Origin of the sequence: Nocardia sp. NPDC047648, assembly GCF_040642815.1 — a bacterium.
GTDB lineage: Bacteria > Actinomycetota > Actinomycetes > Mycobacteriales > Mycobacteriaceae > Nocardia > Nocardia gamkensis.
This window is the reverse complement of sequence record NZ_JBEYSX010000001.1, coordinates 455,021-477,164: the sequence shown is the minus strand read 5'-3', so window position 1 is coordinate 477,164 and position 22,144 is coordinate 455,021. Positions and strand designations below refer to the sequence as shown.

Genomic DNA, 22,144 nt, shown 5'->3' with positions numbered 1-22,144 from the left:
GGCTCGGGCAGTCAATCGCGCACCGGTGGAACGCGTGTGGCGAAGTCGACTCCGGCGGCTCCGTCGTCGACCGCTCCGGCGACGACCTCGAACGAGCGGGCGTCGAGGGCGGTGCAACCCAGCGCGGCGAGACTGGCGAACCGGTACTCACTGTCGGCTTCGCGCATCGCGTTGTCGAGGTCTTCGCGAGTGTCGTAGATCGTGATCGAGAAGACGGTGTCGTCCTGCCGATCGACGAAGAAGAAGATCTGCCGGGCGCCGTGATCGGCCATGGCATGCGGGACGATCTCGTGTTGCAGGAACGGCACCGTCGTCTCCATCGTCTCCGGGTCGATGGGGCAGGCGGCCTTCATCATGCGGGCGTAGAGCTTCTTCATGGCCGAATGCCTTCCGAGCCGGAGACGGTCATGCCTGGTGACTATCGGCGAATGACGATACCGCACACAATGTTCGGTGGCTATCGCATAGTTGATGCCGCACGCGTGCGCCCGGCCGCGCCCGATATCGCGTCGGGAGCGCGGATGTCCGGGACGACGCGGTGAACGAGGAGCGCGGGAACATGGGTCCGACGGGACAAGGAGCGGGGACGCGAACGGTGCACTTCGTCGGAAGCTTTCCGGCCGAGAGCACGGACGTCGCGATGAAGGCCATGCTGGACAGCGCGGGGGCGCGGCTGCGAACCCTGCCGACCGGGGAGACGCGGCGCTACGAGTTCTACATCCAGCCGATCATCGAAGACCTGGTCACCCAGGGTGTCCTGGCGGTGAAGAAGCCGGGGACGTGGCGGTCGAGCCGGGACCGGACGATTCATCGCGTCGCTCGCGGCGCCGAATTGCGCGGGGACTCGATGGATCTCGGATATCTGCGCGAGGCGGAGGAGGCGCTGCCGATCTTCCGCGAACTGCGTGGCGTGCGCGAGTTGCCCGGCCTCGCGCTCCAGATCGGCATGCCGACCGACTTCACCCTTGCGTTCGTCGCCATGGGAGCCGCCGGTCTGCGGCGCCATCGCCGCGCCTTCTTCGACGCCACCGTGCGCGAGATCGCGGCTGTTCGCGCGCTGGCCGGCGACGACGTCGTCGTGCAGTTGGAGGCCACCGCGGAACTGGTGCTCACGGCCAGGGCGCAGCCGTCGCACCGGCTGGTCGATCGGGCGCTTGGACTGGGCGAGGGGATCGCCGCGCTGGCCGCGGCCGCTCCCGAGGGGACCCGTTTCGGGGTGCACCTGTGCCTCGGCAGCCTGCGCAACAAAGCCCGGGGAAAGTTGCGTGACGCCAGGCCGCTGGTCGATTTGGCCAATTCCGTCGTCCGGCATTGGCCGCAGGGGCGCATCCTGCAATTCGTGCACGGCCCGGTCGCCGCCGGCGACATACCGCCCTCGGCCGATCCGGAATTCTATGCGCCGCTGGCGGATCTGGCTTTGGCGGCGGGCACCGATTTCTATGCCGGGTTGGTACACGATGTTCCTACCGAGGCACAGCAGTTGGAGACGTTGCGGACTCTGGAGAATGCGCTGGGCCGCCCGGTCGACGGAGTCGCCTGCGCGTGTGGTCTGGGCCGTCGCCCCCGCCCGGTGGCGGACGTCCTCATGGCGAGGGCCGAGGTGCTCGCGGCGGCGACCGATTCCGGGACGCAACGGTAATTCGCTCTCCCGCAGCGTTTTCGACCGGCAGATGTTCGCTGTGCCGGAGCGAACGGCGGCGACGGAAAGGGACATTCGTTACGAACCCGACCGGAGTGATCGAAGAGGTACGGTGTGCGGCATGGAGCGAGCACCGCGGGGCGTCGATCCGAATCTGCCGAATTCCGCCCGGGTATACGACTATCTGCTGGGCGGCAAAGACAACTACGAGGTCGACCGGGTGGTCGCGCACCGGATGCTGTCCATCGCACCGGATACCCGCACGTTGGCCTGGTTCAGTCGAAAGTTTCTGGTGCGGGCGGTCGAGCTGGCCGCCGAGGCGGGGATCCGGCAGTTCATCGATCTCGGCGCGGGTATCCCGACCTCACCGAACGTGCACGAGGTCGCCCGCAAGGTCGATCCATCGGCGCGGGTCGTGTACGTCGATTTCGACCCGGTCGTATACGCGCACTGCGGCGCGCTGCTCGCCGGGGCCGAGGGGGTCACGGCCATGCTGGGCGACGTGCGCAGGCCGGACGACATTCTCGATCGGCTGCGCAACGAAGGGGTGATCGACTTCGGTGAACCGGTGGCGATCACGCTCGTCGGGGTCCTGCACTTCGTGATGGACGACGAGGACCCGGCCGGGATCGTCGCCCGCCTCGGTGCGGCCATGGCGCCGGGAAGCCACCTGGCGTTCACCCACGGCTCCGCCGACAGCGATCCGGATTTCATCACGCAGTCGTCGTCGGATACCGCCAACTCCTCGGCCCAGGTGGTCTATCGGTCTCCCGCCGTGGTGGAGTCGTTCTTCCAGGGCTTCGAAATGATCGATCCCGGTGTCGTTCCGCTGCAACGGTGGCTCGACGACGATCTTCCGGACACCGGGCTGGTGCTGCTGGGCGGGATGGCCCGCAAGACCTCGCACGCACGCGCCGACTAAGGTCGCCGTATGTCCGAAATCTCCACGGTCGCCGACCGGCTCGCCATCATCGATGTGATCACCAAAATGTTCGTGTACACCGATCAGAAGCGCTGGGAAGACCTGTCGGCCGAGGTCTTCACGCCGAGCGTGGATTTCGACGGGGGGTTCGGCGGGCCGGTCGGGGAGCGGGCCGCCGCCGACATCATCGCGGATTGGCGCGCCGGGCTCACCGACCTCGACGGGGTGCACCACCAGTCGGGCAACCATCTCATCGATCTGGACGGTGACACGGCGCGCGTGCACGCGGACGCCATCGCGGTGCACGTCAAGAACGCCGCGGTGGAGGGCAAGACCCGCACCTTCGTCGGCAGCTACTCCCTCGGCGTCGAACGCACGGCGGACGGGTGGCGGGTCAACCGATTCCACTACCACCTCAAGGTGATCGACGGGAACGCCGACCTGGTGTAGGCCCGGTCCGTGCGGCCGGGACCGTTCGGCGACCCGGATCGGTTTCGCGCAATCGTCTCGCGTGCCGCTGTCACATCGGCGACGGTGTCGTGCTGTGCGGTCGTGCGGCGGCGGCATCGCGACCTGTCATCGCGGCGTGGTGGGTTGCGTTTCCGGCCGCGCGGCAGCGGGTCTCGCTTTCGCGCGCGACCGTCCCGGCGCCCACACACCGATCGGTATCGCGGCGACGAGGGTGAGAATGCCCAGCGCCAGCGCGGATTGCTGGGCGCCGTAGACGAAGGCGGACTCGGCGAATTCGGCCAGGGGCGCGGCCTGCGGGCCCACCCGCTCGGTGAGCTGGAGCGCCGCGGCCAGTGAGTCGCCGACCGGTTCGCGAATCTGTTCGGGCACCTGCGGCAAGGCGGGCGCGATGCGGGTGCTGTACCCGGCGGCCAGGATGCTGCCCGCGACGGCGATGCCGACCGCCGCGCCCACCTCGCGTGCCGCGTCGTTCACCGCGGCGGCGACGCTGTGTTTCTCCACCGGGGTGCCCGCGATGATCGCGGCCGTCGCGGGTGCGGTGCACAGTCCGGTACCGCTGCTCATGATGAGGAACGGCCAGAGCAGATCGACGTAGGTGCTGTCGACGTCGAGGCCGGAGAGCGCGACGAGCGCGATCCCGATGATCACCAGCCCGCCGGCCATCGGTAGCCGCAGTCCGGTCCGTTCGGCCAGCCGGGGCGCCACCGCGGAGATCGCCACCATCGGCGCGACCATCGGCGCCATCGCCAGCGCCGACATCAGGGGCCCGTACCCGAGGATCAGCTGCAGGAACTGGACCATCAGCAGGAAGGTCCCGAAGCACACGAGGAACTGGAGGGTCACCGCCGCGGTCCCCGAACCGAAGCCTCGATGGGTGAACAGCCGCACATCCAGCAGTGGGTGCGCCACCCGTGTCTCCACCACCACGAACGCCACCGCCGCCAGTGCCGCGACGACTGCCGTGCCGATCACCAGCGGATCCAGCCAGCCGCGCTCGGGCGCCGCGATCGTGGCCACCACCAGTGATCCGACGGCCGCGGCCGAGGTGAGTGCGCCCCACAGGTCTACCGCGGGACGTGCCCGGTCGACCGATTCCGGCAGCGTGAAACCCGCGATCATCAGGAGCAGGCCCGCGATGGACATGGCGAGCAGGATCGACGCCCACGACCACTGCTCCAGCAGCAGGCCCGACCCGAGGATGCCCAGCACCGCACCCGCGCCGGCCACACCCGCCCACAGCCCGACGGCATTGCTGCGCCGTGACTCGGGAAATCCGGCGGTGATCAGCGACAGCGTCGAGGGCATGACCAGAGCCGCCCCCACACCGGCCACCGTCCGGCCCGCGATCAACCAGCCGGGCGTGTCGAGCAGGACGGGCGTCGCCGAGGCCGCCGCGAACACGAACAGCCCGATGATCAGGACGGCGCGCCGCCCGTACCGGTCGCCGAGCGCGCCCGCCGGAAGAACCAGGCAGGCCAGCGCCAGGGTGTACCCATCGATGACCCAGGTGAGCTGCTGCTGACTGGCTCCGGTGGCGGCGGCGATCTCCGGCAGTGCGGTGTACAAAGCCGCCATCGACGCGACGACCAGGGCCACGGTGGCACAGGAAATCGTCAACATCCAGCGCTGAGCGGCTGACAAACGTCTCGTACTGGACTCCATGGCGCCTCCCGGCATAACAGAACTGTCAGTATCGCTACGCTACTATGAGTAGCATAAGTTGGCGGGGTGGCGATAGGCGTCGCGAAGGAGGAATGTTCGACCCATGACCGGTGCCGCAGAACCGCCCCCGCACCACCCTGATCCCGGTGACGAGGTCGATCCGCGCAAGCTGCGCTCCCGGGCCAGGCTGCTGGACGCCGCGACGGCGCTGTTGAAATCCGGTGGGCTGGAAGCGGTCACCGTAGAAGCGGTGACGACCATGTCCAAGGTCGCGCGCACCACGCTGTACCGGCATTTCGACAACGCCGTGCAGTTGCGCGCCGCCACGCTGGAGCGGCTGCTCCCTCCGGTCATCGAGGCGCCGCCGGATGGTCCGCTGCGGCAACGGCTCACTGAATTGCTCAGCAGGCAGGCCGCGGTCGTCAACGAGGCCCCGTTGCAGATGTCCACGCTGGCCTGGCTGGCCACCGGCGAGCGCGGCGCGTCCGGTGCGGGTCCGGCGTTCACCTCGCTGCGCCAGCGGCTCATCGAGCAGTACCGCAAGCCGTTCGACCAGTTGTTCGGCGATCCGGAGGTGCGCGCCCAACTCGGCGAGTTCGACGTGACGCTGGCGCTGGCCCAACTCGTCGGCCCGATCGTCTTCGCCAGGCTGGTCGGACTCGCGCCGACCACCCCGGCCGAATGCGCGCGGCTCGTCGACGACTTCCTGGCCGCCCGGTCGAGCGACCGCGAACGCCGGACGGTGCAGCGGGGCGGACGCGTGGACGAGCCCGGCCCGAACGGCAGGTAGCATCGGCGTGCTCGGCGGACGACGAGGAAACCGGTGGAAGTCCGGTGCGGTCGCGCCACTGTAGAAAGCCAGACCCTCCCCGGCGAGCAGCGAACCCCCCGATGGGCGCGTCACCCGAGGAAGGCTGCCACCCGTGATTGTGTTGTTGTCCACGTCCGACACCGATCTGCTCAGTGCCCGCGCCAGCGGCGCCGACTACCGCTGGGGGAATCCGGCTCGCCTGCTGGTCGACGACCTGCCCGGCCTGCTCGACGGCGCCGATCTGGTCATCGTGCGCATCCTCGGTGGCAAGCGGGCCTGGGAGGACGGGCTGGAGGCGCTGCGCGCGAGCGGGATCCCGCTCGTCGCGCTCGGCGGCGAGATCGCCCCGGACGCCGAACTGATGGAATGCTCCACCGTGCCGGGTGGTGTCGCGGCCGACGCGCACAACTACCTCGCCGCAGGCGGCCCGGAGAACCTGCGCCAGCTGCACAATTTCCTGTCCGACACCGTGCTGCTGACCGGCCACGGTTTCGAACCCCCGATCCAGTTGCCCAGCTGGGGCGAACTGGACCGGGTCGCCGCCGGGCAGGCCGACGGGCCGACGGTGGCGGTGATCTACTACCGCGCCCAGCATCTGGCGGGCAATACCGCCTACGTCGACGCGCTGTGCACCGCGATCGAACAGGCGGGCGCGCGGGCGCTGCCGCTGTACTGCGCGTCGCTGCGCACCCCCGAACCCGAGTTGATCGCGACCCTGCGCCGCGCCGACGCGCTGGTGGTGACGGTGCTTGCCGCAGGAGGCACCAAGCCCGCCACCGCGTCGGCGGGCGGCGAGGACGAGGCTTGGGATGTCGGCGCGCTCGCCGACCTGGACGTGCCCATCCTGCAAGGGCTGTGCCTGACCACCGGCCGTGCGCAGTGGGAGGCCAACGACGATGGGCTGTCACCGCTGGACGTCGCCACCCAGGTCGCGGTGCCGGAATTCGACGGACGGATCATCACGGTCCCGTTCTCGTTCAAAGAATTCGACGCCGACGGCCTGTCCACCTACGTCCCCGATCCCGAGCGCGCCGCCCGGGTCGCGGGCATCGCGACGCGCTACGCGCGGCTGCGCCACATCCCCGCCGCGCGCAAGCGCATCGCGGTCATGTTGTCGGCCTACCCGACCAAGCACGCCCGCATCGGCAACGCCGTCGGCCTGGACACGCCGGCCAGCGCGATCCGCCTGCTCACCGAAATGCGTGCCGCCGGTTACGATCTCGGCGCACCCGGCGAGGTACCCGGCCTGGACGAGCGGGACGGCGATGCCCTCATCCACGCCCTGATCGCGGCGGGTGGCCAGGACCCCGACTGGCTGACGGCCGAACAGCTCGAGGGCAACCCGATCCGCATCGGCGCGGCCACCTACGCGGCCTGGTTCGACACCCTGCCCGGCGACCTGCGCGAGGCCGTCGTGGAAGCGTGGGGCCCGCCGCCGGGCGAACTCTACGTCGACCGCTCGTCCGACCCGGGCGGGGAGATCGTGATCGCCGCGCTGCGGTTCGGCAATGTCGCGCTCATGGTGCAGCCGCCGCGTGGTTTCGGCGAGAACCCCGTCGCGATCTACCACGACCCCGATCTGCCACCCAGCCACCACTACCTGGCGGCCTACCGGTGGCTCGGATCGCCCGACGGTTTCGGCGCGGACGCGATGGTGCACCTGGGTAAGCACGGGAACCTGGAGTGGCTGCCGGGCAAAACGCTCGGCATGTCGGCCTCGTGTGGAACCGATGCCGCCCTCGGCGACTTGCCGCTGATCTATCCGTTCCTGGTGAACGACCCCGGTGAGGGCACCCAGGCCAAGCGGCGCGCGCACGCCACCCTGGTGGATCACTTGATCCCGCCGATGGCCCGGGCCGAAAGCTACGGCGACATCTCACGTCTGGAGCAGTTGCTCGACGAGCACGCCAATATCTCCGCGCTGGACCCGGCCAAGCTGCCCGCCATCCGCCAGCAGATCTGGACGCTGATGCGCGCCGCGAAGATGGACCACGACCTCGGCCTCACCGAGCGCCCGGACGAGGACTCCTTCGACGACATGCTGCTGCACGTCGACGGCTGGCTGTGCGAGATCAAGGACGTGCAGATCCGCGACGGCCTGCACATCCTGGGACAAGCCCCGGCGGGGGAGAGCGAACTCGATCTGGTGCTGGCCATGCTGCGCGCGCGCCAGCTGTGGGGCGGCGAGCGCACCGTGCCCGGTCTGCGCGAAGCCCTCGGCCTGGACGAGTCGGGCGGGGAGGCGCGCGAACGCGTGGACGCCGTGGAGGACCGCGCCCGCGCGTTGGTCGCGGCGTTGCAGGCGGCGGACTGGTCGCCCGAGGCGGTGGACGGCATCACCGACGACACCGAGGTGCGCCGAGTGCTGCGGTTCGCGGCCACCGAGGTGGTGCCGCGCCTGCGGCAGACCGGCGTGGAGATCGAGCGGGTGCTGCACGCGCTCGACGGCGGGTTCATCCCGGCGGGCCCGAGCGGTTCGCCGCTGCGCGGCCTGATCAACGTCCTGCCGACCGGACGCAATTTCTACTCGGTCGATCCCAAGGCCGTGCCGTCCCGGCTGGCCTGGGAGACCGGGCAGGCCATGGCGGAATCCCTGCTGGAGCGCTACCGCGCCGATCACGGCGAGTACCCGCGGTCGGTGGGCCTATCGATCTGGGGCACCTCCGCCATGCGCACCTCCGGCGACGACATCGCCGAAGTCCTCGCGCTGCTGGGTGTCCGGCCGGTCTGGGACGAGGCGAGCCGCCGCGTCAGCACGCTCGAGGTGATCTCGCTCGCTGAACTCGGCCGTCCCCGCATCGATGTGACGGTGCGCATCAGCGGCTTCTTCCGCGACGCGTTCCCGCACGTGCTCGCTCTGCTCGACGATGCGGTCCGCTTGGTCGCCGACCTGGACGAGCCGGGCGAGGCGAACTACGTGCGGGCGCATGCCCAGGCCGATCTCGCCGAGCACGGCGACCGGCGGCGCGCCACCACCCGCATCTTCGGCTCCAAGCCCGGCACCTACGGGGCAGGCCTGTTGCAACTGATCGATTCGAAGAGCTGGCGCACCGACGACGATCTCGCGCAGGTGTACACCACCTGGGGCGGCTACGCCTACGGCCGCGACCTCGACGGCGCGCCCGCCGCCGAGGACATGCGCGGCGCGTACCGGCGGATCGCCGTGGCGGCCAAGAACACCGACACCCGCGAGCACGACATCGCCGACTCCGACGACTATTTCCAGTTCCACGGCGGCATGGTCGCGACGGTGCGCGCGCTGACGGGCAAGAACCCGGAGGCCTACATCGGCGACAGCACCCGCCCGGACGCGGTGCGCACCCGGACGCTGTCCGAGGAGACTGCGCGGGTGTTCCGGGCCCGGGTGGTGAACCCCCGGTGGCTCGAGGCGATGCGCAGGCACGGCTACAAGGGCGCGTTCGAAATGGCGGCGACCGTCGACTACCTGTTCGGCTATGACGCCACCACCAACGTGGTAGCCGATTGGATGTACGAGAAGCTCTCGGAGAGCTACGTTTTCGACGAGGTGAACCGGAAGTTCATGGAGCAGTCCAATCCTTGGGCGCTGCACGGCATTGCCGAGCGGCTGCTGGAGGCGGCCGAGCGCAAACTGTGGGAACACCCCGAACCGGACACGCTCGATCGACTGCGGCAGGTCTACTTGGAGACCGAAGGGGAGCTGGAGTAGCGGCAGCCGCCTTCCCGTCCTCTCCTGGATGACCGCCGAACCGCTTGGCGGGCAAGACATTTCGGACATTCTCAAGTGCCGGAAATGGTGATGCCCAACGCCTATAATCGCTAGTGTTTCACGGCTGTACCCAGGTAACGACAGATCGAATCTGCTGAGGATGGGAAGGCTCATGAAGTTCAGAGAATTGGTTGCGACCACGCTGCTGACCATTGCCGCCACCGGCGTGACCGCGGCGACGGCGTACGGGCAGGCCGAGATCTACGACCCCGTGGTGAGCGGGAACGAGAGCGGTGTCTCCTACACCACGTCCGTCGCGCCGGACCGGACGAGCGCTGTGGTCACGCTCGACTCCGGTACGTTCGCCCGCACGCCGGGGGGTATCGCGGTGCTGGGGCCCGACGGGTCGGTCGTGACCACGGTGCCCACGACCATGGTGTCCATGTTCGGCCAGCAGGTCGAAGTGGCGCCCGACATCGACGCGGCCGGGACCACATTGACCCTGAGCCCCATCGGAGCCGCCGTCCCGGAACCGGGCGCGCCGCAGTTCATCGGTGACGCGGGGTCCACATTGGGCGGGGTGGCGATCGGCTGTGCCATCGGGGCGCTGGTCGGTCTCGTGTTCTTCATCGTGGGGGTCTTCCCCGGTTGCGTGGTCGGCGGCCTCATCGGTGCCGCCGCGGGCGCCAGCCGGTAGTACGGGACTGATTCGCGGGGCGCTGTCGGCCGCGCCCGGTGCCCTGGCATCGAGCGCGGCCGTTTCGTAAAAGCTCGCGATCCCACGTCATTTCCGCCCGGCCGCCCGCCGGAAACGGTCGGCCGTGGCGACCAGGTGTTCGGCGAGCGCGGGGGAGTCGAGCACCTCGAATTCGACATCGGCGAGGCCGAGATACCACGTCAGCATTCGAGGGGAATCCGAACCAACCAGCGCCACACAGTGTTCCGGCCCGTCCGGTATCACCTCCACCGCCGCGGGCAGCCGGGCCCGGATCACGTCCGCCGGGGCGGCCATGCGGACGCGGGCACGGTAGCGCCACGTGGCGGCGCCCACGCCGCGCTGCACTCGCTCGGCGATCTCCTCCTCGGAGACGGCGCGGGGCGTGAATCGTGGCCCGTACGGAACCTTCGGCGCGATCCGGTCGACGCGGAAGGTACGCCAGTCGCCGCGCCCCACATCCCACGCGACCAGATACCAGCGACCCCACCAGTGCACCATCCGGTGCGGCTCGACATCCCGGCTGGAGGGTGCGCCGCCATGGCTTTCGTAGTCGAAGCGCAATCGCTCGCTCGCCCGGATCGCGTCCGCGACCGCGGTGAGCACCGCCGCGTCCACGGTGGATTGTCCGTCGCCGGACACGTGCACGGTGGCCGCGGTCAGCGTGTCGACGCGGTGCCGCAATCGGGACGGCAACACTTGCCGCAGTTTCGTCAGCGCCCGCACCGACGTCTCCTCGATGCCGGTGACCGCTCCGTTGGCGGCGGTGACCAGTCCGACCGCCACCGCCACGGCTTCCTCGTCGTCCAGCAGCAGCGGGGGCAATGCCGATCCGGCCCCGAGCCGGTAACCCCCGGCGACGCCCGGCGTGGCATGTACGGGGTACCCGAGCGTCCGCAGGCGCTCGATGTCGGTGCGCACGGTCCGGGTGGAGACGCCGAGCCGTTCGGCCAGCGCGGGCCCGGTCCAGTCGCGCCGCAGTTGCAACAGCGACAGCAGCCGCAACAGGCGTGCGGAGGTTTCCAGCATGGCTCGATCATGGCAGCTGTCACGGAAGCGGGCCTTCCGCGATAGCCGATCAGCCGGCCTGCGTCATGCACGGCTCGACGGTGAAGTCGAGCCCGAAATTGTTCAAGGTCACCGGCAGCGGAGCGTCCGGGTTCGGCCGGGGCGTCGACCGCAGCCGGAAGTCGGCGGAGGTCAACAGGTGCGCGAGCAGCGCGCTGGTGACGAACAGCACCAGGTTGCGGCCCGGGCAGTCGGCGGGGCCCGCGCTGAACGGCACCAACTGGGGGTACTGCTCCGCGCGGCCGTCGAGCCAGATCTCCGGGACGAACTGGTCGGCGAACGGCAGCAGCTCGGCGTCCCGGTGGAACGCCGCGACCGCGATCATCAGTGCCGCGCCCGCCGCGATGGTGAAGCGCTCGTCGCCATCGCGCCATTGGGTGTCGGCGGTGATGTCGCGCAGCAACATGGGCGTGGTCGGCCACAGCCGTACCGACTCGAGCACGCAGGCGCGCAGATAGCCGCGCAGGTCGACGCGGTCCGGGTCGACGGCGTCCGCCAGCGCGCGGGCGTGGTGCTCGGGATGGGTGCTCAGCACCGCCAGCGCCCGGCTCAGCGCGATGCCCGCCGCGTCGAAGGCGAACAACCAATGCGGTATCTGCCCGACCGGATCGGTCGCCCCGCCCGCGGGCACCGCGGCCAGTGCCCCGGCCAGGCTGTCCGGGGGAGCGGACTCGACGTGACGGTAGAGCCGATTGGTGAACTGATCGCGCTGCCTGCGATGCGCGGGCGCCAGGAACGACCAATTGCCCGCCGAGCGCAGCCGGGACAGCTCGTCGGTGAGCACGGTGTCGTCGCGACCCCGCTCACCGAGCACGATTCGTCGCACCAGCCGCCACCACCGCGTGGTGAACTGCCGCGCGTCCAGGTGACCGCGGTGCAGGGCGGACACGATCATCTCGCGCGCCTCCTCCGCGATGGCCTCGGCGAACGGCCCGGCCAGGCGGTGCAGCGGCTCGGCGGACTCCAGCGCCGCCTCGTTCACGGCCCGGCGCTGATCGCGGATCGGGCCTTCGGACAGCAGGACACCGTGCGGCTGGAACTGGCGCAGTGCGGCGCGCTTCTCGCGATTCGCCGGGTGAAACGGCGTCGGCGCGTCGGCCAGGACCCGCCCGACGTCCTGCGGGTCGAGAACGACCACGATCCGGCGCCCCGGCACCACCAGCTCAACCGGACCAGCGCCGAACTCCCGCCGCAGCTGCCGCACGCGCTCGATCGCCCGCGAATCGGCCCCGGTGCGTTCGAGCAGGCCCAGGACCGGCCGACGTCGCGCGATGACCCCCGAGGCGACCGAGGCGAATCCGAGATCCGCCAGTGCCGCCACCGCGGGCACCCCCACCAGTCGGTGTTCGCGGTTGTCTGCCATACGGCCTCCTCCCGGTGCGCTCAGATCGGCACGGTGCCGACGACCGGGCAGATACCCGGCGACGCGGGGTCGAAACCGTGGCGGGGTCCGAGCGGCACCGATGCGGTGCCGGAGGCTCAGCTGGGGGCTTGGGTCTCGTCGACTGCCAGCGCGGCCTCGACGGAGTCGCATACCGTGAGCAGACGGTCCAGCGCGGTGACCTCGATCGGCCTGCGCGCCGCGTCGCTGGGGACCACACGCAAGCCACCGGAACCGGTGGCCTCCGAGGCCGCCAGCAGGACGCTCAGCCCAGCGGAGCCGAGGAACCCGACGTTCGACATGTCCACCACGACCGCGGCCGGTGTGTCGCGCAGCGCCTCGTCGAGCGCCGATTGCAAGCGCGGCGCCGAGGCCATGTCGATCTCGCCGTGCACGGTGACGACCACCGTGCCCTCCGCCGACCGCACCTCGACCTCCAACGCCCGGGGTGCGCTTTCGGAACTCACAATCCACCTCCCGTGCCGGCCACGCGTCCTCGGCAGTACGCCACGTCGACCTCCGCTCAGGTTCGCATCTCTTGCACAGTCGGACACGGCGCAGAGAGCGAGCATTCCGCGGCCAACTTACCCCATCGCGCTCCGGTGCGATCACCCTGTGCGCCGCGTCCCGCCTCAGACCAGGCGGTATCGGGGCTGGAGGACGCTGTCGCGCGGGGACGGAAATCGGCCACCGTGCACAACGAATGCCGCCGCCGCGAGTTCGGGCACCTGGAAGAGTGTCCGAACCCACGGCGGCGGCAGCGGTTTCGAGCGGCGGCGGACTGCCGCTCCGGGACGGTGGCGCTATTCCGGCCAAGTGCCGGTGAGCGATTCGTAACCGCTCGCGCCCGCACGATCGATCGCGGCCTTGACCAGGCCGAACACCGCGCCCTGCAAGGCCGCGGCGAACAGCACCTCGCGCCAGGAATGGTCTCGTGCGGTGGAGGACGGGGCCTGGTCCTCACCGGTGATCTGCGTCCACACCTTGGTGAACACCGCGTTCGCCGCCAGGCCGCCGAGCACGCTGATCACCAGGCCGAGCGGTTTGTAGAGCGTTTTCATCGCCGCCTCCGCACGATCTGCCACACCACCGCCGCGATCACCGCCGCGCCGAGGGCCGCCGGGATCGGGTGCGCGCGCAACGCGCCACCGGCCTGCCTGCCGCGCGCGGCGACCGGCTCCGGCGCCGCAGCCGCCACCCGGTGGGCTAGATCCGCGGCGCCCGCCCGAGCCTGCTGCGCCTTGTCCGCGACGGCGAGCGCCGCCTCGGACGCCACATGCTGGGTCGCCTCGACAGCCTCGTGCGCCTTCTCCTTGCTCCGCGCGGGCACGTCGAGCTTGTGGCCCAGCTCTTCGACCGTCCTGCCCAATTCCGCTCTGGCCTCGTCGCGGTCGCGCCGCAAGGCCGCGACCTCGTCGGTGGGCTGCCCGGCCCGGGGTCGGCTGTCGCTCATCCCCGCCTCCTGTCCTTGATCACCTCGATGTCCTCGCGCACACCCTCGACCGCTTCCTGCGGTATCGGCGGCGCCGCGTGCTCAACGCTCTTCTTCCCGGACAGCCCGAAGACGGCCGCGACCACCAGCAGCGCGCCCGCGACGATGAGCGCGGACGCCCAGCCCGGCAGGACCTCGGCGAGGCCGAGCACCGCCGCGGCGACCAACGCCGCTCCGCCGTAGAACGCCAGCAGCGCCGCGACCCCCGCCAAGCCGGCGCCGAGCCCGAACCGCTTGCCCTTCTCCCGCATCTCGGCACGAGCGAGCTGTAGTTCGTCGCGGATGAGCCGGGACACCTGTGCGGTGGCGTCCTCCACCAGTTCGGTGACCGACCGAGCGTTCGCGGGCGGCCGAATCTGTGTCGTGTCGGTCATGAGACCTCCTTCGGCATGTCACACCTCCTCCACCGCGACTACCCGCGCGACCGGATTCCAATCGGACATCGGGCCGGTCGGACGCGGCTCGGGTAACCGGCGCGCGGGGCGGGCCGACCCGCGATCGCTGGGCGCCGGTGGTCTCCGAAGCGATTGCGGTGCAAACGAAATCGCCGGGAGGTCACTCGATGTAGGTGCCGATCTGCGAAACGGCCTCGACCGGGTGCCGCGCCTGCAGGCCCGCGCCGATGCCCTCGAAGTGCCAGCCGCCACCGGCGCGACGCACTCGACCGAGCACCATGCTGGTGTGCGAGCCGCCGCCGGTCAGCTCGTGGCGAGCGAGCTGGGTACCCGCCGCGGTGTCGATCACCCGGCAGTAGGCGTTCGCGATCCGATCGAGCGTCCGGCCGGTGTAGCTGGTGATGAGGAACAGCACGGTGGTGACGTGTGGGGAGAGGCGGGACAGGTCCACGCTGATGACCTCGTCGTCACCATCCCCTTCTCCGGTGAGGCTGTCGCCGTGCAGGCGGACGGCCCCGTCCGTCGAGGTGAGCTGCTCGTGATACACCACGTCGACGAGCCGGTCCGCGGCGAAGATCAGGGCCGCGACGTTGAGATCGATCTCCTTGCGCCGGCCGAACAAGCGGGAACGGGTAGCGGGGTCCCAGCCCAGCGCCACGGTGACGTGCTCGAGCGGGACATCGCGTTCATCGCGGAGCACTGTGAGCATCGGTGTTCTCCTCTGCGTCGGAAAGCGGTCGGGTTGCGCCGTCGAGCGTGGACGTGCCCCGGGGCGTAGCGCGCGGCCTTCGGTGCGCCCGGCAACGCGCTGAGCGAGACGATAGGGACGATTCCGGCGGACGAGCAGCGTACCCGTGTTCGTGCCGGATATGGCGAGAATCCAATCCGCGAGGCCGTTCGCCGCGAAGTCAAGGCATGCGGGTTGGCACAGGGCAGGTGCGCCGAAACCGCGGCGCGGGTCCCACCACGCGCGGTCGTTCGCCTGCGGAGTCCAGGGACGGTTCGCGTGCGGAGGTAGCGGCGAGCGCTCTACCGGTGGATGGAGCGCACCCACGGCTACCGACCGGAGGCGACCGGCGATGACCGGTACCGAGACCTCGCGCGCGGATCTGCTCGACCTGGCGTACCCCTACGCGATGGACGCGGTCGCCGAGATCGAGCGCAGGCGCATCGAAAACCGGCTTGCGAAGACCGATTCCGGCACGGCCGCGGCGTTCACGGCGGCGGTGTACGGGATCCGGGAGACCCTGGCGGCACTGAGCGCGAGCGCCGCGGTGAATCCTCCACCGACCCTGGAGTCGAAGATCCTCGGGGCGATCGACGACTCGCGTCCCGGCGCGCGGCGCCGTCGCGAAATCCTCGCCCGCCGCCGCGTCGCAAGGTTGGTGGTGGCCGCCGCGGTGGTCGTCGCGGCGGGTGCTGGCGCCGTGGTGGTGGCCGAGCGGATCGCGGGGCCGCATGCCGAGGCGGTCACGGCCGACCAGGTCTCGAGGCAACCGGACGCGCGTTCGCGGGTGATCGAACTGTCCGTCGGCGGCACGCTGACAGTGAGCATCTCCGACCGGCTCGGCGCGGTCGCGGTCACCTTCGACGCGGTGCCCGCGCCACCACCCGGGCGGGGGTATCAGCTCTGGGTCGTGTCGTCCGCGGGTACGCCGCGTTCGGCGGGCGTGTTGACCGGCGTGTCGCGGGCGGGCGTGGCGACCGGAATCGATTCCACGGACATCCTCGCCGTCACGATCGAACCAGCGAACGGATCGCCGCGCCCGACCTCGCCGCAGATCGCCGCCGTCACGCTGGGCTGAGCGTCTTCGAGCCGCCGGTGCCTGCGCCCGGACGCCCCTGGCTAGTCGCACCCTTCGAGGGTCGCGCGCGCGACCTCCTCGACGACGTCATCGATCTCGCCGCGTGCCCGCAGCGCCGCGACCTGCCGATGCGCGCCGTTGCCGCGTGCGAGCAGGTGTGCGAACGCCTCGTCGACGAACTGCCGGTCGCCTGCCTCGTCCAGCGCGGGGGCCACGTGCTCGATCAGCCGGAACAGCAGGTCGCGCACCGGCGCCACATTGCTGTCATAGGGATCGACACCGTCGCCGTCCAATCCCGAACGGGCGGCTTTCCAGTACGCCGCCCGCAGCACCTCGGCGGGGACCGGCGGTGCGATCTGACCCGCGGCCAACGATTTCCGTGCCGTGACGACGATGGCGCGCACCAGCGCCGCCAAGAGCGCGGTCTCCTCGACCGTGGCGGGGATGTCGCTCACCCGCACTTCGACGGTCGGGAACGAGACCGACGGACGAACGTCCCAGTAGACCATCTGCTTGTCCAGGATGCTGCCGCTGTTGAGCATCATCGCGACCATCGCCTCGTAGTCACGGGCGGACTCGAAATACGGCGGTGGCCCCGCGCTGGGCCAGCGCCGCCACAGGATGCTGCGCCAGCTGGCGAATCCGGTCTCGGTGCCGCGGTAGATGGCCGAATTCGCGGTCATCGCCAGCAGTTGCGGCAGCCACGGCCGCAGGTGGTTGCTGACCTGGACCGCGGTTTCGGCGTCGGGGACGCCGACGTGCACATGGCAGCCCGACAGTCCCTGCTCGTGGGCGAGCATGCCGAAGTTCTCGGCGATGCGCTGGTAGCGCGGCGTATCGGTGACGGGGAAGTCGTGCGGGACGGTGGGCGGTATGCCGACGGCGAGCAGGCGTGCGTCGTTGCGCTCGGCGCAGGCGGCGATATCGCGGCGCAATTCCCGCAACTGCCGGTGCAGTGCGCCGATATCGGTGTGGACCGCCGTGCTGGTCTCCACCTGACAGCGCGTCAGCTCGAGTTGCAGGTCGACCCCGATCTCCTCGGCGGTGCGCGCCACTTCCACATTGCGTGCCAGCGGCTCGCCGGTACGGGGGTCGACAAGCAGGAACTCTTCTTCTACGCCGACCGTCAGGCGCCCATCGTCCATGTGCGGGCAATACCCAGGGTCGCCCCGGCTAGTCAGCCGAAACGCGCGGCTCCCCACGGGCGGTGCTGCGGCAACAGCCCCTGCGGGCGAGGGTCGATAATGTCGCCCGCATGCGGATCGTCGTCCTCGGCTCGGGCATCACGGGCCTGTCCACCGCGGCCGAACTGCTCCGGGCCCGGCACGAGGTCATCGTCGTCAGCGCGGAGCCGATCACGGCGACGACGTCCTTCCTGGCCGCCGCGGTCTGGTTTCCGACCGCCGCTGGCCCCGCCGATCGTGTGCGGGCCTGGGGCGAGATCACTTTCGAGCACTTGGCGGGGTTGGCCGCCGCGGGCGCGCCGGGTGTGCGGATGTGCTCGTCGATGGCGCTGTATCGCGACGAACCCCCGATACCGGCGTGGTCGCGATCGGTGCGCTCGTTCCGGTCGGCCGATCCCGCCGAACTGCCGCCGGGCTACCGATTCGGGTTCCGTTTCGAAGTTCCCTTGGTGGAGATGCCGACCTACTTGCCCTTCCTCAGCGCGCAAGTGGACGCGGCGGGCGCGCACCGCGTGCCGCGCACTGTGCGACGGCTCGACGAGCTCGCCGACCTGTCGCCGGACGTCGTGATCAACTGCGCGGGCCTGCGGGCCGCCGAGCTGGTCGGCGACCGGGAGGCGTATCCGATCCGCGGTCAGATCGTGCGGGTCGCGAATCCAGGACTGTCGGTCTCGGTCCGCGACGAGGCGCATCCGCTCGGCCGTGCCTACGTCCATCCGCGCGCGAACGACTGCGTGCTGGGCGGGTCCCTGGACATCGGCGAGTGGGACACGGCGCCTGCTCCCGACCTCACTCGATCGATTCTGCGGCGCTGCCGGGATCTGGTTCCGGCTCTCGCTGGCAGCGAAGTGCTGGAAACCGTGGTGGGACTGCGCCCCGGTCGCCGGGAAGTCCGCGTGGAACTCGACACCGCCGTGCTGCCCGGCACGCCCGTCGTCCACAACTACGGCCACGGCGGCTCCGGCATCACCATCGGGTACGGATGCGCGCTGGAGAGCGCGGCGCTCGTCGCCGCGCTGTGAGCCGACCGTGACCCGTTCGGATCAGTTGGCGTAACTGCGCGCCACGACCGAGTTCAGCGCCTCGAGGAAGTCGCTGAGAACGCCGGGTTCGACCTGGTCGCGCGGGGTGCGTCGCCCGGGCGAACCGGCTACGGGCCCGGCGAGGCCCGCGTCGACGCCGTCGCGCAGAACGGCGTGCACCGCTTCGATCGGGATGCCCGCCTGGGCGCACCGGGTGGCCGCGTGCTCGAACCGGCCCAAGGCGAGATTTCCGGCCGCCTCGGCCGCGTCGACCAGCACGAGGGCCAGCTCCAGCCCCATTCGAATCAGCGCGTCGGGGCCGCCGCGACGGGTGCCACGATCGGATCTCGCGGACACCTCGGCGATGTCCCGATCTTTCTCGTGCGGGCCGATATTCATGGCCCTCCCTCCGCCCGGCGACCCTGCTGCTACCGACGTTACGACGGGGATCGAAAGAATTCGACCGCGCGAATACGACTTGTGAGGCTTCACAGACGCACACCGCGTGGTTCGGGTGGTGTCCCCAACCGGGGGCGCGACCCTCGGCACGCCGACCCGGTCAAGTTACCGTGGAGTACTTTCCGTGATCGGGGACTGAAGGAGTCACATGTCCATCACCGATTCGGCAGGCCCGGATCTGACCCTCTCGGGCCGCCCGGCCAGTTCTTCCCTGCGGGACGTGCGGAATCTGTCGCGCAAAATGGTCGGCCACTTCATCGAGACCGTCGCGCACTGCCGGACCCTCCCCGGCGAGGCGCTCAACGGCGACATCACCAACATCACCCGCTTGTGCCTGGAACTGGCCGTCAGCATGCTCGACGGCAGCGACATCCCGGAGAAGACCCTGCTGCTGCGCAACGCCGCGGCGGGCTGGGCGCGTGAGGGCATCCCGATCGACACCATCCACCACGCCGTGCACGAAGGGTTCAAGCTCGGCTTCGACCTGATCGTCGCGAACGCGACCGCCGCGGACTTCGACAGCCTCAAGGACATCAGCCGCCGTCTGCTGGAGATCCTGGACACCATCACCTCGACCGTCTCGCGCGCGTACGTGACCGAGTTGCGCGCGGTGGTCGGCGAGCATCACACGGCGGCGCACACCCTCGCCTCGGCCCTGCTCGGCGGACACCCCACCTTCACCATGGCCCGTGAGTGCGGCATCCAGATCGCCGACTCGTATTCGGTTCTCGCGCTGGCGATTCCCCCCCATCCGGACGAACGCAATCCGCAACTCGACGGTGCGGTGGTGGCGCGGCGGAAGCTGCGCAGGGTGCAATCCGAACTCGCGACCCGCTGCGGGGAGACGGTGCTGTCGCTGCTGAGCGTGGACGGCGGCACCGTCCTGCTGCCGTCCGCCTCGACCGAGGACAAGGCCCTCGACGACCTGGTGGAGGGGCTCGGCCGCGCGGCCCAGGTGCCGATCGTCGCGACGGTGATCGTCGCGGCCCCGGTCGAGGTGCCGACGGCCGCCGACCGCGCCCACGAGCTGCTCGACATGGTGCAGCGGCTGCGCTGGAGACGCGGGCTGTTCCGATTCGACGACCTGGCGCTGGAATACCAGCTCACCCGGCCGGGCCCCGGCTTGGAAACCCTCCGGACGCTGCTCGATCCGCTCGACGAGCACCCCGAACTCCTCGAAACGCTCAAACGGCATATCGGCACGAACCTGAATCGCCAGCGCACCGCGCGCTCGCTGCACATCCACACCAACACCGTGGACTACCGGCTCAAGCGCATCGGTCAGCTCACCGGATTCGACCCAGCCCAGGCCTCCGGGGTCTGGTACCTACGCGCCGCGTTGGTCGCCCGCAGCTACCGGGACAACGAGGACGAGTCGCCGGTGGGGGATTGGACCCGGGCGGCCGCGGTCTCCTCGTAGGTTCGCCGCCGCGGCTCCTTCGCGCCGATCAGTTCGTGCACCGCTTCGGGCGTCCATCGCCGGTCGGCGCCGGGACGAGTGGCGAGGTAGCCCGCGGTCGGCCGGCAGGACCAGCCGTGCGCGGTACGCAGGCCCGCGGCCAGGTGCCGCAGGTAGGCGGCGGCGGGCGGATTGCCCCGCACGTCGCGACAACGCCACGGTGCGGTGAAGGTGAGCACCGGGTGTCCGGTATGGGTTCCCGTGCAGACCAGGGTCTCGTACCGGCCGGGACCCAGCGTGGTCGTCCCCGTCTCGAGCACCTCGGTCAAGCTCAGCTCCGTGCCAGGCGCGCGATACATCTCCTGCGCCACGATGTCGGAGAACTGGGCGGTGGTGAGCAGGTGGGCGCGCACGGCCATCTCGCCGGGGCAGCCCGGGTCGTAGAAGGCGCGGCCGCCGGTCCAGGTCAGCGATTCGGTGGCGAAATACAGCACGCCCGGGAGCAGGAGGGGGATCGAGCGGAGCGGGTCGGCGTGGTCGCGGCAGCCGGGCAGGGTGAGCGCTCCTCCCTCCGGCCTGCCGCCGCGAAGGTAGGTGCGCAGCCTGGTCAGGCTCATATTGGAGCCGTAGGCGGCGTACCAGACCAGGTCGCCGCGCGAGCGGTGCCGATCCGCGTCCGATGCCGCTCGCGGTGTCGCCGAGCCGGCTGTGCCCTCGAGATGCCGCGCCATCATGACACCCATTCTCGGCTCTTCGCCGCACCCGCACACCGTCCCCGGCACCCGACCGGAAACCGGTGCGACAAAGTCGGCACATTGCGGAAGCAAGTCTTCCGCAATGGCCGCAAAAGTGGCTCTCATGACGAACACGAAGCAGATCCGGCCTTTCCGCATCGACATCCCACAGGCCGACCTCGACGACTTGCGGGAGCGGCTCGCCCGGGCGCGCTCGCCGTACGTGGTGCCGGGCACCGAGGGGGACTGGGACCGCGGGATCGCGCCGGACTACCTGCGCGAACTGGCGCAGTACTGGCGTGACGAATTCGATTGGCGCGCGCAGGAGGCGCGGTTGAACGCCCACCCCCAGTTCACCACCGAGATCGACGGCCAGACCATCCACTTCTTCCATGTGCGCTCGCCCGAGCCGAACGCGATTCCGCTCCTGATCACCCACGGCTACCCGGGATCGGTGGTCGAATTCCTGGAGTCGATCGGCCCGCTGACCGATCCGCGGGCGCACGGCGGTGACCCGGCGGATGCCTTCCACCTGGTGATCCCCTCGCTGCCCGGGTTCGGGTTCTCCACGCCGCTGGTCTCGACGGGGTGGGAGCTGGCGCGCACGACCGAGGCGTTCGCGGAGCTGATGAGCAGGCTGGGTTACGAGAAGTTCGTGGCGCAGGGCGGAGACATCGGCGCGGGCGTCACCGGACGCCTGGCCGCCACCCATCCGGAGCGGGTGATCGCGACGCATGTCAACAGTGACCCGGGCACACTCGGGCTGGTGGGCGAGCAACTGCCGATGCCGGATGGGCTCACCGGCGACGAGCTCGCCGCCATCGATGCCGAACGGGAGAAGTGGGCCCAGCAGAAGGGATACCTGACGCTGCAGACCACTCAGCCGAACGCCATAGCGGCCGCCCTGACCGATTCGCCCGTCGCGCAGCTCGGCTGGATCGCGGAGAAGTTCCAAGCCTGGACCGACCCGGCACGGCCGGTGGGTGAGGCGGTGGAGCGTGACCTGCTACTGACCAATGTCAGCATCTACTGGTTCACCCGCAGCGGCGCGTCGGCGGCGCAATTCCTCTGGGAGAACGCCCATTCCGGGATGGACTGGGTGATGCCCTCCGGGGTGCCGCAGGGATGGGCGGTGTTCGGCACGCACCCGTTGATGCGCCGAGTGATGAATCCGGAGGGGCACATCGAGCATTTCACCGAATACAGCGAGGGCGGGCACTTCGCCGCGGCGGAGCAACCGGAACTGTTCGTGGCCGACGTCCGCGCCTTCTTCGGCAAGCATCGCGGGTAGCGGTCG

Annotated in this window: 22 protein-coding genes; 10 read left to right on the top strand and 12 right to left on the bottom strand. The window is 70.2% G+C overall.

The features are described 5' to 3' along the window. Nucleotides 1–11: 11 nt before the first annotated feature. Nucleotides 12–377 (bottom strand): hypothetical protein, encoded by a 366-nt coding sequence (locus ABZ803_RS02165; protein WP_357031589.1) that lies wholly within the window; start codon nucleotides 375–377, stop codon nucleotides 12–14. 182 nt (nucleotides 378–559) lie between these two features. Here ABZ803_RS02165 and ABZ803_RS02160 point away from each other — a divergent pair, with 182 nt between their 5' ends. The 3 genes from ABZ803_RS02160 (at nucleotide 560) to ABZ803_RS02150 (ending at nucleotide 3,011) form a co-directional block, all read left to right on the top strand. Next, nucleotides 560–1,639, top strand: a complete 1,080-nt coding sequence (locus ABZ803_RS02160) for a hypothetical protein (protein WP_357031586.1) — start codon at nucleotides 560–562, stop codon at nucleotides 1,637–1,639. Between the two features lie 121 nt (nucleotides 1,640–1,760). Beyond that, nucleotides 1,761–2,561 (top strand): SAM-dependent methyltransferase, encoded by an 801-nt coding sequence (locus ABZ803_RS02155; protein WP_357031584.1) that lies wholly within the window; start codon nucleotides 1,761–1,763, stop codon nucleotides 2,559–2,561. A gap of 9 nt (nucleotides 2,562–2,570) precedes the next feature. Continuing rightward, complete coding sequence (locus ABZ803_RS02150; RefSeq protein ID WP_357031581.1) at nucleotides 2,571–3,011, top strand: nuclear transport factor 2 family protein; 441 nt, start codon at nucleotides 2,571–2,573, stop codon at nucleotides 3,009–3,011. Between the two features lie 126 nt (nucleotides 3,012–3,137). On the opposite strand, the gene ABZ803_RS02145 is transcribed toward ABZ803_RS02150, so the two are convergent. Then, nucleotides 3,138–4,628: an MFS transporter gene (locus ABZ803_RS02145; protein ID WP_357031578.1), complete on the bottom strand. Its 1,491-nt coding sequence runs from the start codon at nucleotides 4,626–4,628 to the stop codon at nucleotides 3,138–3,140. Between the two features lie 169 nt (nucleotides 4,629–4,797). Between ABZ803_RS02145 and ABZ803_RS02140 the strand changes: the two genes are divergently transcribed. From ABZ803_RS02140 to ABZ803_RS02130, 3 genes are all read left to right on the top strand, one after another. Further along, nucleotides 4,798–5,484 carry a TetR/AcrR family transcriptional regulator gene (locus tag ABZ803_RS02140; RefSeq protein ID WP_357031575.1) on the top strand — a complete coding sequence of 229 codons (687 nt, stop codon included), beginning with the start codon at nucleotides 4,798–4,800 and terminating at the stop codon, nucleotides 5,482–5,484. A 133-nt stretch (nucleotides 5,485–5,617) separates the two neighbouring features. Next, a complete protein-coding gene (cobN, locus tag ABZ803_RS02135; RefSeq protein WP_357031572.1) occupies nucleotides 5,618–9,193 on the top strand; it encodes a cobaltochelatase subunit CobN in 3,576 nt (1,191 codons plus the stop codon). Nucleotides 9,194–9,365: 172 nt separating this feature from the next. After that, a complete protein-coding gene (locus tag ABZ803_RS02130) occupies nucleotides 9,366–9,890 on the top strand; it encodes a hypothetical protein (RefSeq protein ID WP_357031569.1) in 525 nt (174 codons plus the stop codon). Between the two features lie 87 nt (nucleotides 9,891–9,977). Here the strand turns inward: ABZ803_RS02130 and ABZ803_RS02125 are convergent, their stop codons facing one another. From ABZ803_RS02125 to ABZ803_RS02095, 7 genes are all read right to left on the bottom strand, one after another. Continuing rightward, nucleotides 9,978–10,937 (bottom strand): YafY family protein, encoded by a 960-nt coding sequence (locus ABZ803_RS02125; RefSeq protein WP_357031566.1) that lies wholly within the window; start codon nucleotides 10,935–10,937, stop codon nucleotides 9,978–9,980. 49 nt (nucleotides 10,938–10,986) lie between these two features. Continuing rightward, nucleotides 10,987–12,339 (bottom strand): cytochrome P450, encoded by a 1,353-nt coding sequence (locus ABZ803_RS02120; protein ID WP_357031563.1) that lies wholly within the window; start codon nucleotides 12,337–12,339, stop codon nucleotides 10,987–10,989. Nucleotides 12,340–12,455: 116 nt separating this feature from the next. Further along, nucleotides 12,456–12,824 carry an STAS domain-containing protein gene (locus ABZ803_RS02115; protein WP_040867132.1) on the bottom strand — a complete coding sequence of 123 codons (369 nt, stop codon included), beginning with the start codon at nucleotides 12,822–12,824 and terminating at the stop codon, nucleotides 12,456–12,458. A gap of 336 nt (nucleotides 12,825–13,160) precedes the next feature. Then, nucleotides 13,161–13,418 carry a DUF4235 domain-containing protein gene (locus tag ABZ803_RS02110; RefSeq protein ID WP_357031560.1) on the bottom strand — a complete coding sequence of 86 codons (258 nt, stop codon included), beginning with the start codon at nucleotides 13,416–13,418 and terminating at the stop codon, nucleotides 13,161–13,163. Then, nucleotides 13,415–13,810: a DUF3618 domain-containing protein gene (locus tag ABZ803_RS02105; protein WP_357031557.1), complete on the bottom strand. Its 396-nt coding sequence runs from the start codon at nucleotides 13,808–13,810 to the stop codon at nucleotides 13,415–13,417. The genes ABZ803_RS02110 and ABZ803_RS02105 overlap by 4 nt, the downstream gene beginning before the upstream one ends. Then, nucleotides 13,807–14,223, bottom strand: a complete 417-nt coding sequence (locus ABZ803_RS02100) for a phage holin family protein (RefSeq protein WP_357031554.1) — start codon at nucleotides 14,221–14,223, stop codon at nucleotides 13,807–13,809. Before ABZ803_RS02100 ends, ABZ803_RS02105 begins: the two co-directional genes overlap by 4 nt. Before the next feature lie 181 nt (nucleotides 14,224–14,404). Continuing rightward, nucleotides 14,405–14,953 (bottom strand): TerD family protein, encoded by a 549-nt coding sequence (locus tag ABZ803_RS02095; RefSeq protein ID WP_357031551.1) that lies wholly within the window; start codon nucleotides 14,951–14,953, stop codon nucleotides 14,405–14,407. Between the two features lie 370 nt (nucleotides 14,954–15,323). Here ABZ803_RS02095 and ABZ803_RS02090 point away from each other — a divergent pair, with 370 nt between their 5' ends. After that, a complete protein-coding gene (locus ABZ803_RS02090; protein WP_357031549.1) occupies nucleotides 15,324–16,049 on the top strand; it encodes an anti-sigma factor in 726 nt (241 codons plus the stop codon). A 41-nt stretch (nucleotides 16,050–16,090) separates the two neighbouring features. Here ABZ803_RS02090 and ABZ803_RS02085 read toward each other — a convergent pair whose 3' ends face one another. After that, the gene (locus tag ABZ803_RS02085) at nucleotides 16,091–17,194 is read right to left on the bottom strand and encodes a glutamate--cysteine ligase (protein ID WP_357031546.1); all 1,104 of its coding nucleotides are present in this window, start codon (nucleotides 17,192–17,194) and stop codon (nucleotides 16,091–16,093) included. Nucleotides 17,195–17,304: 110 nt separating this feature from the next. Between ABZ803_RS02085 and ABZ803_RS02080 the strand changes: the two genes are divergently transcribed. After that, complete coding sequence (locus ABZ803_RS02080; protein WP_357031543.1) at nucleotides 17,305–18,255, top strand: FAD-dependent oxidoreductase; 951 nt, start codon at nucleotides 17,305–17,307, stop codon at nucleotides 18,253–18,255. A 21-nt stretch (nucleotides 18,256–18,276) separates the two neighbouring features. Here ABZ803_RS02080 and ABZ803_RS02075 read toward each other — a convergent pair whose 3' ends face one another. Then, nucleotides 18,277–18,654 (bottom strand): hypothetical protein, encoded by a 378-nt coding sequence (locus ABZ803_RS02075; RefSeq protein ID WP_357031540.1) that lies wholly within the window; start codon nucleotides 18,652–18,654, stop codon nucleotides 18,277–18,279. A gap of 208 nt (nucleotides 18,655–18,862) precedes the next feature. Between ABZ803_RS02075 and ABZ803_RS02070 the strand changes: the two genes are divergently transcribed. Further along, nucleotides 18,863–20,134, top strand: a complete 1,272-nt coding sequence (locus ABZ803_RS02070) for a helix-turn-helix domain-containing protein (protein WP_357031537.1) — start codon at nucleotides 18,863–18,865, stop codon at nucleotides 20,132–20,134. Here the strand turns inward: ABZ803_RS02070 and ABZ803_RS02065 are convergent. Beyond that, nucleotides 20,068–20,847, bottom strand: a complete 780-nt coding sequence (locus ABZ803_RS02065; RefSeq protein ID WP_357031534.1) for a histone deacetylase — start codon at nucleotides 20,845–20,847, stop codon at nucleotides 20,068–20,070. The two genes, ABZ803_RS02070 and ABZ803_RS02065, sit on opposite strands and share 67 nt — an antisense overlap. 124 nt (nucleotides 20,848–20,971) lie before the next feature. Between ABZ803_RS02065 and ABZ803_RS02060 the strand changes: the two genes are divergently transcribed. Beyond that, the gene (locus tag ABZ803_RS02060) at nucleotides 20,972–22,138 is read left to right on the top strand and encodes an epoxide hydrolase family protein (RefSeq protein ID WP_357031531.1); all 1,167 of its coding nucleotides are present in this window, start codon (nucleotides 20,972–20,974) and stop codon (nucleotides 22,136–22,138) included. Nucleotides 22,139–22,144: the final 6 nt, after the last annotated feature.